General features: G+C 71.8%; 13 protein-coding genes. 9 read left to right on the forward strand and 4 right to left on the reverse strand.

The window, feature by feature from the left end; translation table 11 throughout:
• The first annotated feature begins 54 nt into the window (after nucleotides 1-54).
• The 9 genes from ACQEV1_RS22390 (at nucleotide 55) to ACQEV1_RS22430 (ending at nucleotide 10,746) form a co-directional block, all read left to right on the forward strand.
• On the forward strand, nucleotides 55-873 hold the full coding sequence (locus ACQEV1_RS22390; protein ID WP_433395786.1) for an alpha/beta fold hydrolase: 819 nt from the start codon (nucleotides 55-57) through the stop codon (nucleotides 871-873).
• Nucleotides 874-880: 7 nt separating this feature from the next.
• Nucleotides 881-1,720 carry a VOC family protein gene (locus ACQEV1_RS22395; RefSeq protein WP_433395788.1) on the forward strand — a complete coding sequence of 280 codons (840 nt, stop codon included), beginning with the start codon at nucleotides 881-883 and terminating at the stop codon, nucleotides 1,718-1,720.
• An 11-nt stretch (nucleotides 1,721-1,731) separates the two neighbouring features.
• Entirely contained in the window at nucleotides 1,732-2,481 is a 750-nt protein-coding gene (locus tag ACQEV1_RS22400) for a 3-hydroxybutyrate dehydrogenase (protein ID WP_433395790.1), read from the forward strand.
• 70 nt (nucleotides 2,482-2,551) lie between these two features.
• Entirely contained in the window at nucleotides 2,552-3,178 is a 627-nt protein-coding gene (locus ACQEV1_RS22405) for a cysteine hydrolase family protein (RefSeq protein ID WP_433395792.1), read from the forward strand.
• Nucleotides 3,175-3,951: an alpha/beta fold hydrolase gene (locus ACQEV1_RS22410; RefSeq protein ID WP_433395794.1), complete on the forward strand. Its 777-nt coding sequence runs from the start codon at nucleotides 3,175-3,177 to the stop codon at nucleotides 3,949-3,951. Before ACQEV1_RS22405 ends, ACQEV1_RS22410 begins: the two co-directional genes overlap by 4 nt.
• On the forward strand, nucleotides 3,948-5,579 hold the full coding sequence (locus tag ACQEV1_RS22415) for an FAD-dependent monooxygenase (protein ID WP_433395796.1): 1,632 nt from the start codon (nucleotides 3,948-3,950) through the stop codon (nucleotides 5,577-5,579). Before ACQEV1_RS22410 ends, ACQEV1_RS22415 begins: the two co-directional genes overlap by 4 nt.
• 21 nt (nucleotides 5,580-5,600) lie before the next feature.
• Complete coding sequence (locus ACQEV1_RS22420) at nucleotides 5,601-7,703, forward strand: hydantoinase/oxoprolinase family protein (protein ID WP_285619567.1); 2,103 nt, start codon at nucleotides 5,601-5,603, stop codon at nucleotides 7,701-7,703.
• Between the two features lie 10 nt (nucleotides 7,704-7,713).
• Nucleotides 7,714-10,038, forward strand: coding sequence for a hydantoinase B/oxoprolinase family protein (locus ACQEV1_RS22425; protein ID WP_433395799.1), 2,325 nt, complete (start codon nucleotides 7,714-7,716; stop codon nucleotides 10,036-10,038).
• Between the two features lie 63 nt (nucleotides 10,039-10,101).
• Entirely contained in the window at nucleotides 10,102-10,746 is a 645-nt protein-coding gene (locus ACQEV1_RS22430; RefSeq protein ID WP_433405947.1) for a TetR/AcrR family transcriptional regulator, read from the forward strand.
• A gap of 142 nt (nucleotides 10,747-10,888) precedes the next feature.
• On the opposite strand, the gene ACQEV1_RS22435 is transcribed toward ACQEV1_RS22430, so the two are convergent.
• The 4 genes from ACQEV1_RS22435 to ACQEV1_RS22450 all read right to left on the reverse strand — a co-directional run bounded on the left by ACQEV1_RS22435 (nucleotide 10,889) and on the right by ACQEV1_RS22450 (nucleotide 16,329).
• A complete protein-coding gene (locus ACQEV1_RS22435; RefSeq protein WP_433395801.1) occupies nucleotides 10,889-12,328 on the reverse strand; it encodes a glycoside hydrolase family 15 in 1,440 nt (479 codons plus the stop codon).
• A gap of 124 nt (nucleotides 12,329-12,452) precedes the next feature.
• On the reverse strand, nucleotides 12,453-12,899 hold the full coding sequence (locus ACQEV1_RS22440; RefSeq protein WP_433395803.1) for an ester cyclase: 447 nt from the start codon (nucleotides 12,897-12,899) through the stop codon (nucleotides 12,453-12,455).
• On the reverse strand, nucleotides 12,896-14,032 hold the full coding sequence (locus ACQEV1_RS22445; protein ID WP_433395804.1) for an NDMA-dependent alcohol dehydrogenase: 1,137 nt from the start codon (nucleotides 14,030-14,032) through the stop codon (nucleotides 12,896-12,898). The genes ACQEV1_RS22440 and ACQEV1_RS22445 overlap by 4 nt, the downstream gene beginning before the upstream one ends.
• A gap of 5 nt (nucleotides 14,033-14,037) precedes the next feature.
• A complete protein-coding gene (locus ACQEV1_RS22450) occupies nucleotides 14,038-16,329 on the reverse strand; it encodes a hypothetical protein (RefSeq protein ID WP_433395806.1) in 2,292 nt (763 codons plus the stop codon).
• Nucleotide 16,330: the final 1 nt, after the last annotated feature.

Genomic DNA, 16,330 nt, shown 5'->3' on the forward strand with positions numbered 1-16,330 from the left:
AAGCACAGATGATCTTGTATAGTGAACGCTACATACACAGAGGATGGTGCTCCTGTGACAAGCACGCTTGATGTCGGGGATCTCGAACTGGCCTACACCGAGTCCGGTACGGGCGCTCCCGTCGTGTGGCTGCACGGCTCCGGGCCGGGCGCCACGGGGATGAGCAATTTCGGCGCGAATCTCCCGGCCTTCGATGACTTCCGCAACATCGTGGTGGACCTTCCCGGGTGGGGGCGTTCCCCGCGGCCCGCGATGGATGAGCCGCTGATCTTCCACGCGGCCGAGCGCGTCGGCCGGGCCATGACGGCGCTCGGGATCGACCGGGCTCATCTGGTCGGCAACTCCTACGGCGGCGCCGTCGCGATGCGGATCGCCATGAGCCACCCCGAACGGGTCGACCGGCTCGTCCTCATGGCGCCCGGTGGCGTGCTCCCCGCGGACGGGCCGCCGTGGCCCGTCGGGCTCGAGCGCCTCTTCGGTTACATGGCGGCGGAGAGACCTTCACGGGAGGCGATGAGCGAGTTCGTGCACCTCATGGTGTACGACGAGACCCTGGCCACCGACGCCCTCATCGACGAGCGATACGAGTCGAGCCTGCGGGCGCACCCCGAGCTGCCGGTCCCCCCGAACTTCGGCGACCTGACGCCGGACCTGGGGCTCATCGGCGCACCCACGCTGCTGCTGTGGGGACGCGAGGACCAGACGGTGCCGCTGAGCTGGGCGACCAAGATCCTCAACGGCATCCCCGATGCCGAACTGCGGGTGCTGCCGAACTGCCGCCACTGGGTGCAGTACGAGCGCGCGCCCGAGTTCAACCAGATCGTTCGCGAGTTCCTGACGCGCGCCGCCGCGGGTGTCACGCCGAAGGAGTAAGACGGTCATGGGCATTCGCAAGCTGGGGTACGTCGGCCTCGACGTCACCGACGTCGACGCCTGGGCCGACCTGCTCGGCCGCACTCTGGAAGTCGGCGTCACGGCCGAGAAGGACGTGACCCTCGCCGAGCTGGACGAGTTCAAGTACCGGCTCGCGCTGCATCCCGCCGCCGAGGACAGGCCGAAGCACGTGGGGTGGATCGTCGACTCACCACACGAACTCGACAGGCTCACCGGCCGGTTGACGGACGCCGGCTACGCGGTCACGGAAGGGTCCGCGGACGAGGCGGGGCTGCGCGGCGCCACGCGATTCCGGTGGTTCACCGATCCGGTCGGGTACCGCGTGGAGCTCGTACTCGGCGAGGCCAAGGTCCGCACCGGCCCGGGCCGCGGCGTCATCGGTCTCGGTCACCTCGTGCTCGCCGGCCCGAAGCTCGCCGAGCTTCGCGAACTCTACGAGTCGGTGCTCGAGTTCAGGCTGACGGACTACCGCGCGCCGGGCCTCTACTTCTACCGCTGCAACTCCACCCACCACAGCATCGCGCTGGCGCACGCGGAATCGCCCTCGATCCATCATCTCGAGCTCGAACACGGCTGCCTCGACGACGTCGGGCGCGCCTACGACCGCGCTCGGACCAACGGCGTTCCGATCTCGATCAGCCTGGGCCGGCACATGAACGACAAGGCCGTCTCCTTCTACGTCAAGAACCCCAGCGGGTTCCACCTCGAGATCGGCTGCGGCGGCATCGAGGTCGGTGACGACTGGGTTCCGCATGACTTCGGGGTTTCCGACATCTGGGGGCATCACCACGCCGATGCCAACCCCTTCGCCTCGCCGGCCTCGTGATGGACACGCCGATGGTTCCCGACCTGTCGGACAGGCGCGCCGTGGTGACCGGCGCCGCGAGCGGCATCGGTGCTGCGGTGGCGGGCCGGCTCGCCGGTCTGGGCGCCCACGTCGTCGTGTGTGACGTCGACGCGGACGGTGCGGCACGCACGGCCGAGCGGGTCGGCGGCGAGGCGCTGGTCCTGGATCTGAGCCGGACCGCCGATCTGGCCGATCTGCGCCTCGACGCGGACATCCTCGTCAACAACGCCGGGGTGCAACACGTCTCACCGATCGAGCAGTTCAGCCCGGAGCGGTTCGCCTTCGTGCTGAGGCTGATGCTCGAGGCCCCGTTCCTGCTCAGCCGCGCGGTCGTCCCGGGCATGTACGAACGGGGCTGGGGCCGGATCATCCACATGTCCAGCGCGCACGGCATCCGGGCCAGTGCGTACAAATCCGCCTACGTCAGCGCGAAACACGGCCTCGAAGGGCTTTCGAAAGTCATCGCGCTCGAGGGCGCGGCCCGGGGTGTCACGAGCAACTGCGTGTGCCCCGGCTACGTCCGTACCCCCTTGGTCGAAGAACAGCTCGCGGATCAAGCAGAGGTCCACGGCCTCGGCGTGGACGAGGTGGTCTCGGAGGTCCTGCTGGCGCGGTCGGCGGTGAAACGGCTCATCGAGCCCGAAGAAGTCGCCGGCGCGGTCGCGTACCTGTGCTCACCGGAGGCCGTCTCCGTCACCGGCACCCGGCTGGTGCTCGACGGCGGATGGTCCGCCTCCTGACCGTCGCACCGAGGCTGGTGAAAGCCCCGGCACATCCATTCCTTAAGCCCCCTGAGCGGAGGAGGTCGTGGTGACCGCACCCGTGATCGACGTGGACCGCACGGCGGTTCTCGTCATCGACATGCAGAACGATTTCATGGAGGAAGGCGCGCCTCTGGAATTTCCCGAAGGCCGCCGCGTCGTCCCGAACATCCAGAAGGTGCTCCACGCGGTACGCGAACGCGGGATGCCCGTGCTCTACGCCGCTCACGTCCACCGCCGTGGCGGCGCCGACATGGGAATCCATCGCGACCTCTATCCACCCGTCGCGGCCGGAGAGGCGCTGGTCGACGGCGAGCGGGGAGGGGAGATCCATCGTGACCTGGCGCCGCGACCGGGTGAGCCGGTGATCAAGAAGCATCGCTACAACGCCTTCTACGCCACCGATCTGGAGCTGTTGCTGCGCGGGCTCGACGTCGAGACGGTGGTCCTCGCCGGGATGACGACTGAGTGCTGTGTGCTGGGGACGGCGCGCGGCGCGCTGGAGCGCGGGTTCCGGTCCGTGGTGATCGCGGACGCGTGCGCCTCGTGCGACTACCCTGACCTGGGATTCGGCGCCATGTCCGCCGCTGACATGCACGAGGCGGCGCTGCGGGTGATGACCCTGACGTCGTCGGAGGTCGTCGGCACCGACGAGTACCTGTCGCGGCTGCCGTGACGGAGCAGGCGACAGCGGGCGCCACCGGCCTCGTGCTGCTCCACGGCGGCGGGCCGGGGGTCGACGCCGCGAGCAACTGGGCCACGGTGTGGCCCAGGCTCACGTCCCGGTTCACGTGCCTGGCCCCCGACCTGCTCGGCTTCGGCGCGCGGATCACGGATGTCGTGGGCGCCGAGCGGCCACGCGGCCCGCGCGCCTGGGCACGAGCCCGTGCCCGGCAGGTGCTGGAGTCGCTCGACCGGTCCGGCATGACCCGTGTCCATCTCGTCGGCAACTCGGCCGCAGGCGGCGCGGCGGCCCTGGCCCTCATGGCCGAGGCGCCCGAGCGGGTCGGGCGTGCCGTTCTCATGGGCGGCGCGGGCACCGGACCGCTGCCGGCCGCCGTCCCGTTCTACGACCGGCCCACGAGGGAGTCCATGCGCGCCACGCTCGCTCGGCTGGTCGCGGACGAGAGCGCGCACCGCGAGCTGCTCGACGAACTCGCGGACCTGCGGGTACGTCAGGCGCTGCGCCCCGGCGCGGAGGCGGACTTCCGCGCGATGTTCGCCGATGTCGCCGGCCAGCCGCCACCTGTCGACCTCGGGAGCATCACCTGCCCGGTCCTGGCCCTGCACGGGGAACACGACCACGTCGCGCCGGTCGAGGTCTCCGCGCGGCTCGTCGAGGCGCTGCCGTACGGGCGCTTCGAGGTCGTGGCGGGCGCCGGGCACTGGATCCACGTCGACCGGCCGAAAGAGTTCTGTGACCTGGTGGAAGACTTCGTGAACACATGAGACGAACAGCGAGCGGTGACGGCGAACGCGTCGGTGTCCTCATCGTGGGGGCCGGGCCCACCGGCCTGACCCTTGCCATCGATCTCGCCCGGCGAGGCGTCGAGTGCCATGTCGTGGAGGCGACGGAGCAGCGCGCCGTCAACCCACGGTGCAACACCACGTCCGCCCGGTCGATGGAGATCTTCAGACGGCTCGGGCTCTCCGGCGACATCCGGCGCTCCGGCCTGCCGGCGGATCACCCGACCTCGATCCAGTACCGCACGAGCCTGCGCGGCGAGGAGATCTTCCGCATCGACCTGCCTTCCGCCGGCGAGGTGCTGGCGGGCGCGGGCAGGGACGGCTGGCCCACGCCGGAACCGCAGCACAGGATCTCGCAACTGTTCCTCGAACCCGTCCTGGAACGGCACGCGAACAGCCTCCCCGGGCTGACCCTCGAACGCGGCGCACGGCTGACCGGACTGCGGCAGGACGAGGACCAGGTCGAGGCGGTGGTGGAGTCCGCCGCCGGGACCCGGGTCCTGCACTGCGACCACGTCGTCGGCTGTGACGGCGCCCACAGCACCGTCCGGCGGCACCTCGGGATCCGCTACCAGGGTGTCGACGCCGTCCAGAAGTTCGTGTCGACGTTCGTCCGATCACCGGAGCTGGGCCGTCTCGCGGCCCGGGACCGGGCCTGGACCTACTGGACCTATGGACGCCGGCCCGCGTCCATCATCGCGATCGACGGGCGCGACCTGTGGCTCAACCACGTGGCCTTCGATCCCGATCACGACACGGAGCACGAGGACCCCGAACGGCTTCTCCGGGAGGCGGTCGGCGGCCCCGTCGAGCACGAGGTACTCGGCGTCGTGCGCTGGACCGGCCGCCGGCTCGTGGCCGAGCGGTACCACGAGGGGAGGGTGTTCCTGGCCGGGGACGCCGCGCACATCTGGATCCCCGTCGGCGGATTCGGCATGAACGCCGGCATCCAGGACGCGGCGACGCTGGCCTGGATGCTGGCCGCGGTCCACCACGGGTGGGCGCCCGCGGACCTGCTCACCGCCTACGAGCTGGAGCGCAAGCCGGTCGGCGAACAGTTCGCCCGCGCGGTGGGCGCGGCCGCTCGCGTCTCACTCGCGGACGTCTCACCCGACATCCACCTGCCCGGCGCGGAGGGCGCGCGCGCCCGTGCCGAGCTCGCGCGACGGCTGGCGGCCACGGAACCGCATCGATACTCACCCGACGGTTTCAGTTTCGGGTACCACTACGCCGGTTCCCCGCTCGTGATCGGCGGCACGGAACAGGCCGCCATCGACATGGGCGGCTACGAACAACGGGCCCAGGCGGGTTTCCGGCTGCCCCATGTCTGGCTCGACGACACCCGGTCGGTACTCGACGTGCTGGGAACCGGTTTCACGCTCCTGCGGACCGACCCCGGCGTCGAGGTGACCGCCTGGGCCGGCGCCGCGAGTGAGCTGGGCATCCCGCTGACGGTGGTCGACCTGCCCGGGCTACCGCCCGACCGTTACCCCGGGCCGCTCCTGCTCGTGCGCCCTGACCAGCACGTCGCCTGGATCGGTGGGGCGGACGCCCGCCCCGGCGAACTGCTGCGGACGGCCACGGGGCGCTTCGTTTCCCAGCGGCGGTGACACATCGTGAGGAGAAAGCACATGCCATACGCACTGGGCATCGACGTCGGCGGCACGTTCACCGACGCCGTCGCCTCCGACGGCGCCGGCCGGATCGTGTCGGCCAAGACCCCGACGACCCCGTCCCACCGCGAGGTCGGCGTCCTCAACGCGATCGAGGAACTCGCGGGCGAACTCGGGATCGGCGTCGAGGAGCTGCTCACGCAGACCGACTACATCGCCCACGGCACCACGGCGTCGATCAACGCCCTCGTCCAGGGGACAGTCGCCGACGTGGGGCTCATCGCCACCAAGGGTCACCGGGACTCGATCTACATCATGAACGCCGAGGGCCGCACCCTCGGCAGGTCGGCGCACGAGATCCAGGACACCCTCCGCCGGCGCAAACCGGCCGCCCTGATCCCGAAATACCGCGCCCTCGAGGTCACCGAGCGGATCGACTACGCCGGCCGGGTCCTGGTACCCCTCGATGAGGACGAGGTACGCGAGGTCGCGCGGTCCCTCGTCGACCAGGGAGTCGAGGCGATCGCGGTCTGCCTGCTGTGGTCGTTCAAGAACGACGCCCATGAACGGCGGGTCCGGGAGCTGATCCACGAGATCGCCCCGCAGCTGTACGTGACGCTCTCTTCGGAGGTCAGCCCGCGGATCCGGGAGTTCGCGCGCACCTCCACCACCATCATGAACGCCCAGGTGGGCCCGCGGCTGCGCAGCTACCTGACCCCCCTGCGGCAGCGCCTGGAGGACGGGGGGCTCAAGGGGCCGCTCCTGGTCATGCAGAGCGAGGGCGGGACCATCACGGCCGAGCGCGCGCCGGAGCAGGCCATCACCACCGTCGGCTCCGTGCTCTCGGGCGGCGTCATCGGCGGAATGCGCCTGGCCGAGCAGCTCGGGCACCGCAACGTCATCACCACCGACGTCGGCGGCACCACGTTCCTCGCCGGACTGATCGTCGACGGAGAACCGGTCATGGCGCCGGGCTCCATCGTGAACCAGTTCCCGATCAACGCGGCGACCATACGGGTGCACACCATCGGCTCCGGCGGCGGGGCGCTCGCGTCGGTGGACACGGGCGGGAACCTGCGCCTGGGCCCGCAGAGCGCCGAGGCCGTTCCCGGCCCGGCCTGCTACGGAAACGGCGGCACCCGGCCCACCAACACCGACGCCAACCTGGTCCTCGGGATCCTGAGCGAGCGCGGTCTGCTCGGCGGCAGGAAGCCGTTGCGGATGGACCTCGCGCGGCAGGCCATCGGCGAGCACGTGGCCGCGCCGCTCGGGCTCACGGTCGAAGAAGCGGCCATCGCCATCCACGAGGTGCAGAACGCGCAGGCGGGAGACCTCCTGCGGCGGGCCGTGGTGCAGGCCGGCTACGACCCTCGTGACTTCGTCGCCTACGCCTTCGGCGGCGCCGGTCCCGCCCACTGCGCCGGCTACTGCCGTGACCTGGGGGTGAGCGAGGTGGTCGTGCCTCTCGGCCCCGTCGCCTCCGCCTTCTCCGCCTACGGCCTCGCGGCCTCGGACGTCGCCGTGAGCACCGAGCTGTCCGATCCGTCCGCCTTCCCGATCGACCACCGGGCGCTCGAGTCGCACTACACCCGGCTCGAAGCCGATCTGCAGCGCGCGCTCGACCGCCAGAAGGTGAAGTTCCACGACGTCACGCTGCATCGCGAGATCGACCTGCGCTACTCGATGCAGGTCAACGAGCTCGCGGTCGCCATCCCCGACACGCGGTTCACGGAGCGCACCGGCGAGGAGATCCTCGAACGCTTCGAGGAACAGTACGAGCGCATCAACGGATCCGGGGCCGGCTATCGCGAGGCCGGCGTGCAGGCGATCACCTATCGCGTACGGGCCAAGGCCACGCTGGGCTTTCCCGTCGTGCTCCCCGAGATCGAGCAGGCCGACGGAACCGACGCGTCCGAGGCGCTGCTCGAAGAACGCCCCGTCTGCCTGGACTCGCAGACCGGCTTCGTCTCCACCCCCGTCTACGACTACGCACGACTGCGCGCGGGACACGAACTGGTGGGACCGGCCGTCGTCGAGGTGCCGACCACCGTGGTGGTGGTCCCCGCCGGAGTCACGGGCCGCGTCGACCGTCTCGGCAACCTCGTACTGAGCTACCAGTGAGGACCATTCGATGAAATCCACCATTCCCGGGTCGGATGAGTTCACCAGCCGGCCGTTGCCCCGGGCGGAGCTGCTCAGCCGGATCTCGCCCCGGCTGCCGCTCCACCAGCTCGACGACGAGCAGACGCATCAGGTCAACGCCCTGACGTACGAGGTCGTCCGGCACCGGCTGTGGGCGATCACCCAGGAGATGGGCGAGACGCTTCGCAGGATGTCGGGCTCGCACGTCGTCACCGAGTCCAACGACTTCAACTTCTCCATCTGCGATGAGCTCGGCGAGCAGGTCCAGGTCGGCACCTACAACATCGGGCTGATCGGGTCCATGGACCTCGCCGTCACCTGGACGCTCCAGCACCGCAGCGACAACCCGGGCATCGCCGAAGGCGACATGTTCCTGTGCAACGACCCGTGGATCGGCGGCGGGCTCCACCAGAACGACGCCGCCGTCCTGGCTCCGATCTTCCACGACGGCAAGCTGTTCGGCTGGACCACGGCCATCGCCCACCAGGTCGACCTTGGGGGTCCGCGTCCCGGCTCCTTCAGCCCGTCGGCGCACGACGTGTTCGGGGAGGCGGTGCCCACACCACCGGTCAAGGTCGTACGTGACGGCGTGCTGCAACGCGACATCGCCGACGCCTGGGTGCGCCGGTCGCGCCTGCCGCACCTGGTGGGGCTCGATCTGCGGGCCAAGATCGCCGCGAACAAGAACGCGGGGGAGCAGATCCTGCGGCTCATCGGCAAGTACGGCGCCGACACCGTCAAGGCCGTCATGCGCCGGATGATGAACGACGCCGAGCGCCGCCTGCGGGCCAAGCTCGAGACCCTGCCCGACGGCACCTGGACCGCGGTGGGGTATCAGGAGCAGGCGCACACCGGCGACCGCGGCCTCCATCCCATCAAGGTGGCGATGACGAAGGAACGCGACAGGCTCGTCTTCGACTTCCGCGGGACGGCCGGGCAGACCGGCATCATCAACTGCCCCTACCCGGGGCTGCGCGCCGGGATCGTCTTCACCGTGCTGCCGCTGCTGGCGGGGGACATCCCGTGGGCGGCGGGCGGGCTCATGCGGTGCTTCGAGATCATCACCGACGAGGACACCATCACCAACGCCTCGTTCCCGGCCGCGGTCGGCAAGGGACCGTTCGGGCCGGCGTGGGGAGCGGGCAACCTCGTCGCCGAGGTGCTCGCCAAGATGCTGGACGCCGAACCGGCGCGCCGCGGCGACGTGCAGTCGATCTGCAACGGCACCACCGACCTGTGCGTGGTGTCCGGCGTCGACGTCCGGAGCGGCGCCCGCAAAGGATTCGTGTCGCCCGTCTTCGACGTCATGGCCGGCGGCTACGGCGCCCAGGTGCACTACGACGGCGTGGACACCGGCGGGCGGCTCATCATCCCGTCCGCGCGGGCGCCCGACGTCGAGATGACCGAGTACCTGTATCCCCTCGTCGCCCTGTGGCGCCGCGAGCAGACCGACTCCGGCGGACCGGGGCGGCAGCGCGGCGGGATGAGCGGTTCGGTCTGCTACGTGCAGCACCCGGACCAGACCGGGACGATGTCGCTGGTCGTGTCCGGCACCGGCAAGGCCGCGAACCAGAACGTCGGCCTGGCCGGAGGCCATCCGGGCAACTCCCAGCTCGATCTGGTGGTGCGCGGCATCGACGCGCCCCGTCTCGCCGGGGCGACGGCCATCCCGGCCGGCCTGGACGAGCTCGGCGGCGCCATCGAGGTGCTGCCCTGCGAGGGGGAGTCCCACCTCGGCCCCGACGACGCGCTCTACCTGCACTGGCAGGCGGGCGGCGGCTACGGCGACCCGCTGCTTCGCCCGGCCGGGAACGTACGGGACGACGTGCTGCACGCCCGCGTCTCGGCCGAGGCCGCGCGGGACGTCTACGGCGTCGTCCTCCGGGAGGACGGCGAGGTGGACCCGGCCGCGACCGACGAGACGCGCGGGAGGCTCCGGCAGCAGCGCGCGACCGGCTCCGGTCTGCCGGGCACGCGGCCCGCCCCGATCGGCGCGCCGGATCTGAGCGGCGCCCGCCGGCTCGACGACAACCTCGCCGTCCTGGAGTCGCCGGACGGCGGGACCGTCGTGTGCACCCACTGCGGCACGGGGATCGGGCCGCTGGCCGGGGGAGCGTTCGTCGCGGCGCTGGCCCGCCGCGACGCGGCCCCGGCCGACGCCGGCCCCCACATCTGGCGCGACCCGTCGGTGTACGTCGACGCGGAGATCGTCTTCCGTCAGCTCTTCTGCCCCGGCTGCCTGACCGCCGTCTACTCCAGGGTGGTTCCGGTGCATCACCCGCTCCCCGACGACGACTACCGAAGCTGGACGTGACCGTCTGACGGTCGCTCATCGACGACCGGGTGGCCATGCCGTTCGCCCTATCATTGACTGGTGGTGAGGGAATCCAGCTCTGCGGCGCCTGCTGTCGGCTCGAGCAGCCGTGACATCATCCTGGATACGGCTCGGGCCCTCATCACGAGCAGAGGGTACGACGGCATGGCCATCTCGGACCTGAGCGCGCGGTCCGGGCTGCCGCCCAGTTCGATCTACTACCACTTCGGCAACAAGCTCGGCGTCCTGGCGGCGCTGCTCGACCGCACCTTCGACGAACTGCACGCCTTGTTCCCGAACCCGTCGTCGTTCGACGACCGCGAGCCGCTGGAGCGCTTCGAGACGTGGGTCACGGCGGCGTGCGCCTCTCTCGACCGGCGGCCCGAATACCTCCGCATCCTGCTGGCCATCAGCGTCGGCCCGCACAAGGACACGGAGCCGGTGCGGAACACCGTGCGCCGGATCCGCGACTACGCGCACGCCTCCTGGGTGGAAGCCCTCACCCCGATCTTCGCGCCGAACGGCGGCGAGGACGACGAGGCCTTCGTGGACCAGCTGGCCGTACTCGGGCGGGCCATGACCGACGGGCTGTCGGTGACCAACAGCTTCGACGGCGTGAGCTACAGCTCGCACGTCGCCGCCTTCGTGTCCCTGATCCGTGGTCTCGCAGAACAGCGAGACCACGGATCAGTACCTCCGATTCACTGACTCGAAGCCGCAGACAGGGCACGTCCGATCAGCGGCCGATCAGCCGCATGTCGGCTTCTTATGCGGCGCGGGGAGGCCAAGCCGTTCCGCCATCCGCGAGTCGGAGAACGCCTCCCGGTAGCTTCCACGATGGCGAGCGAAATCACGCCGGAGGCGCGGGTACCCGGTCGCCGTCCAGTTCGGAAAGGGCCAGCACGGTGATCGCGCCGGTCCAGACGAGGGGTACGACGGACGCCGGCGTACCGGTCATGTCGATCTTCTCCGGGAGCTCACCCAGCGTGTCGCGGTGGTCGAGCAGCCAGTCGACGACCTGCCCGGCCTTCTTTCGCTCTCCCGTCGATGACCAGGCGAGGGCGAAGAACGCGGTCTCCGGGCCCCACGCCGTAGGCCACTGATGGTCGGGGTCGTCGCCCGGGACCACGCCTCCGTTGGGCTGGAGCAGTGCCTCGTACGTGCTGTCGATCGCGGTCGAGAGGTGAGCCGGGGCGTGGTTGAAGGGCGGGGCCATGAACGTGACCGCCGAGTCCCGGCCGTGCGTCCCGTCGACGGTACGGGGATAGCCGAGCGGCGCGAAGTACTTCTTGATGCCCGCCGTCAGGCGCCGGGCCGCCCGGTCCCACGTACGCGCGTCCTGCGGGTGGCCGCTGTGGCGGGCCAGGTCGGCCGAGGCGTGCAGTCCGGCCAGCAGCGGGGCGGCCGTTCCGATGTTCGGCGTGGTGGTGGCGACCTCCCAGTAGTCCGGGCCGGCCGGCGGCAGTCCGTGGGCGTCCAACGAGTCCGCGGCGTACGCGGCGGCCTTGTGAACCGTGGGATAGAGCGCCTCGAGCAGCCGGCCGCGCTCCTGTGCGGGCGCCGCCTGGTACCACTGCCACACCGCCCAGGGGACCCAGCCGTTGGCGTCGAGCTGCCACTGCCGGCCGTCCGGGGGGCCCGAGCCGTCGAGCTTGGTCCGGGCGTCCCAGGTGCCGTCCGACCGTTGGGTTCGCGCGTTGTAGCCGAGGATCTCATACGCCTCCGTGAGGTGGCCCGTACGAGCCAGCGCCGCCGCGACGAAGCTCGAATCACGAGGCCAGGAGTACTCCCACGCGCCGTACCACGCGGCCGCGACCGCGCCGTTGGGCCGGGTCAGCAGGCGCATCGACAGGAGTGCCCGCTCGGCGGCCGACTTCTCCTCCGCCGTACGTCCGGGGATCGTCCCGGCCGCCAGCCAGGCGCGGGACTCCGCGATCTGGGCCTCCGCGTCCTTGTCACCGGCCGGGACCGTCACCGGCTGACCGCCTTCGGGCAGGTAACGCCACCGGCCGTCCGGCAGCCGCAGCACATTGCCGCCCGGCACATAGGACGCGCCGTTCGCCTCGGCAGGCGACACGGCGGCCGTGGTCTGCCGCGTACCGATGAGTCCGGCCGTGTACGCGGGCGACTGGTCGGCGAACGCCGTGGGCAGGCCGGTCGCGGCGGATTCGATGACCGCCAGCAGCGACACCGCGGCCAGCGCCGCGGGAAGACGCCGGACCGTGCGTGGGCGGCGGCGTCCGAGGGGATCGGGGGCCGGAATCGGACGACGGGGGTGCTCACTCGACATGCCCTGCGCTCCTGCGAGTAGATCGCGAACCACCGGCCCCCGCCCGGCGAAGATCGAACAAGAGGTAAGCAGTCCGGCTGATCACGCGTCAAGGACGGTGTCCGCGATCACCGACGGTCGCCGCTCACCGCGGTCCGACCGTCTCCACGCCGAGCTGGGTGAGCAGCTCCACCTGGTCGTAGTAGAGCCGGATGTAGGAGACGACGTCGTCACGGACCACCCAGCGCTCGGCGTAGTGCACGACGACGCGGTTGCCGGTGGGGGCGACGACCCGGCCGTCGGCCAGCTTCAGCTCACCCAGGTGGGTGCCGGTGAACGTGCCCTCGACGCAGCCCTGCTCGCCGTCGGTGAACATGTTCTCCGGCCGCAGCTCACAGTCCGGGAACGCCGAGTGGTAGGTGTCGTAGAACAGCGCGGCACCCTTCACGCCGCTCAGCGTCGACCCGCCCGGGCCGGTGAACCCGGAGCCGGGGCCGTACCGGGTCAGGAACGACTCCCTGTTCCCGGCGTTCCAGTCCTTCACCCCGGCCAGCACGAACTCGCCGAACTCCATCCGTTCCTCCTCGGTCATGCCGGATCGTGCTCATGGACGATCAGGTGGCGGACTCCGTGCCCGCCGTGCAACCGGCGATAGCCCTCGCTGATGTCGGCGAGCCGGTAGCGGCCGCTGACCAGGCTGTCCAGCTGAATCTCTCCGCGCCGGTAGAGGTCCACGATCAGCGGGACGTCCGTGAGGGTGTTGACGCCGCCGAACAGCGCGCCCTGCAGTCGCTTGTGGCGCAGCGCGAGCAGGGTGCCGTTGAGCTGCACGGTGTTCTCGGTCGGGTCGCCGATCCCGGCCAGGGTCACCGTGCCGCCACGGCCGATCACGTCGACGGCCCGGGACACCACCTCGGGGGTGACCGTGCCGACCAGCACCACGCAGTGGTCGGCCAGGCGCCCCGCGGTGAGCTGGGCGACGATGCGATGCGCCTGCTCGGCATCGGCGGCGGTATGAGTGGCGCCGAGTTCCTCGGCGGTGTCCCGCCGCGAGGCGACCGGGTCGACGGCCACGATGTGCCGGGCCCCCGCCCAGCGCGCGCCCTGGACCGCGTGCACGCCGCTGCCGCCGATGCCATAGATCACCACTGTCTCGTCCGGTCGTACCTCGGCGGCCCGGACCACCGTGCCCCACCCGGTGAGTACGCTGCATCCGATGAGCGCCGCCGCCTCGAACGGGATGTCCGGGCCGACCGGCACCAGCGAGGCCTCGGCCACCACCGCGTACTGGGCGAAGGTGCCCAGGTAGCTCATCCCGCCGAAATCCTGCCCGCCGGCGTGGAACCGGTACCCGCCGGCCGGCGTGTAGAGCGCGCCGTCGAGGCCGTTGCCCCCCAGCTCGCACAGGTTCTGCCGGCCCTGCCCGCAGCGTCGGCAGGTGCCGCACGCCGGCACCGAGGAGCAGACCACGTGGTCGCCCGGACGGACCCGGGTCACGCCCGCACCGACCTCCTCCACCACGCCGGCGCCCTCGTGACCGCCGACCATCGGGTAGCGGACCGGCAGTGTGCCGGCCGGCAGGTGCCGCAGATGCTCGTCGGAGTGGCAGAGCCCGGCCACGAGCATCCGCACCCGGACCTCGCGCGGGGCCGGCGGGTCGAGGTCCAGCTCGGCGATCTCCCACTCCCGCCCGGTTCCCCGGATCACGGCCGCCTCGGTGCGCACCGTCCTCACCCGCCCCTCGTGTCGGTCGCGTGGCCCGACCCCCAGCCGGAGAGGTCGAGCGGTACGTGGTGGGCGTGCAGCCGGCTCAGCGCCCGCACCAGCGAGGACTGCGCGTCCACCCCTCTGCGGTCGAGCGGGATCGCCACGTGGTCCTGGCCGGCGAGGGTCGCCTCGACCAGCCGGGTGAGCATCCCCGCCGGGCCGACCTCGACGAACACCCGCGCCCCCGCCGCGTGGGCGCGCTCCACCAGGGCCCGGAAGTCCAGATGGCGGACCGACATCTCGGCCAGCCGGTGCGCCACCGACTCGGCCTCGAGCTCCAGGGGCCCGGCGACCGCGGCGGACAGGAACACCGGCCGGTCCACCGCCGTGGTGACGTTGCGGTTGAGGGTGACGAACGCGGCGAGCTCGGATTCCGCCGGCGGGGCGTGCAGCACCTGCTGGTAGGGCAGCCGGACGTGCTCGCAGCCCAGCCGCGCGACCAGCTTCGCGCAACCGCCGGGGTCGCCGCACACCACCACCTCGCGCGGCCCGTTGATGATGGAGATCCAGGTACGGTCCGGTGCGGTGATCGCGGCCCGAACCTCGTCCGGAGCGGCGAGCAGCACCAGCACCTCCCACCCAGGCCGCGCGGGTGGTTCCGGCAGCCGGGCCCAGTACTCCCGCACCGCATCCAGTGGCCCGCTGAGCCGGGTGCGGAACAGCGGGGAATCGCGGAGCTCGGCCATCCGCGCGTCGGCGTCCGGGGCGGCCCAGACACCGAGGGCGCGCAGCATGCTGGACTCGCCGAGGCTGTAGCCGAACGCCACCGCCGGCCGCACTCCGAACACCTCGCGCAGCGCGCGCGTGAACAACACCGCGTAGGACATGCTCGCCGCCATGAGAGCGGAGGGTTCGGCGGCCAGCGCCCGCTCGGTGGCCACGATCTCCCGGGCCGTCGGACGCCCCGAGAAGCACGGGTACAGCCGGTCCACCGCGAATATCCCGGCGGGGTCGGAGGTCATGGCCGCCATGCCGTGCAGGGTCGGCTCGAACAGCCGGAAGGCGTTCCGCGCGGCACCCGGATAAGCGGAGAACGCACCCGGGTACATGAACGCCACCGATCCCGCGCCGCCGAGCGGGCGGCCGGTCAGCGCACTGCCCCTCGGGGTGGACAGCTCCAGCCGCCCCTCGCCGAGCGCCCGCCGGCAGGCCTCGACCTCGGCGCGCAGCTGAGCGGCGTCCGCGGCGACCACCCCCAGGTGCAGCGCCCCGGCCGGGGGTCCCTCGACGTGCCCGGTCCGGGCCCGGCTCAGGGCGGCCCCCGGGTCGTCGTCCAGCGCGTCCAGCCGGGCCGCCAGGTCGGACGGGTCGGCGGCGCGCACCGCCACCAGGGTCACCGGCGTGGTCGGCACCAGGGCGGTACGGCGCGGCTGCGGGACGGCCGTGTCGGTGAACACCAGCAGCCGCGCGGGCTCAACGGCCAGCACCGCCGACCGGCGCGGCTCTCGGCCCCCGCGCAGCCACGGTCGTGGCGCCACCGGGAATCGCCGCTCGATGCCGGCCTGGCGGGCCGTTGCCCGCACCGGGTCGTCCGCCCGGGTGCCCGGAATGAAGTTGCCGCGCAGCGCGAGGACGGCGCGCACCACCGCCTCGGCCCAGCCCAGCGCCTGCTCCACCGCGCGCCCCGGGACCGCGCCGAGGGCCGGGGCCGGGGCCGGGATCAGCGCGTCCAGCACTGCGGCTGCCCGGTCCAACGCCGACGGCGGGCAGTCCAGCTCGACGTGGCTCGATCCGAGCGGGGACCGGGTCGCCGGGAACGGCGCCGTCACCACTTCCTCCAGCACGGCGTAGCCGGTGGCTCCGGCGGTGGCCGGCGCCAGCACGAACGCCACCCCGCCGCCGCGCCTGTCGGTGGCGACGAGCAGCACCTGGGCGGCCGTCCCGGAGCGCAGCGGTTCGGCGGCGTCGTCCGGCCACCCGGTGCGCAGCACCGACAGCGCCCGTCCCCGCGTCGGGCCGGTGAGCCGCAGACGGGCGGAGACCAGGGCGGCGATGCCATCGGCGGCGCCGGGGTCGGCCGCGCCGGCCAGTACCGCGATCGGGCCGCCGGCCGGCGCCCGGCAGTCGGTCAGCGCCGCCCGGGCGAGCGCGGTGGCCGGCTCCGGTTCGGCCGTTTCGGCGGCCGCGGCGGTGTTCTCGGAGGGTTCGGCCGGACGACGGCGGCCGTCGTACAGCGCGGCCTCCACGGCGTCGAGGTCGCCGAACCCGCCGAAGCGGGCGGCGAGGCCGATCACGGCCAGCGGCATCGTCGCCATG

It is taken from the genome of Actinoallomurus sp. CA-142502, from assembly GCF_050936355.1.
Classification (GTDB): domain Bacteria; phylum Actinomycetota; class Actinomycetes; order Streptosporangiales; family Streptosporangiaceae; genus Actinoallomurus; species Actinoallomurus iriomotensis.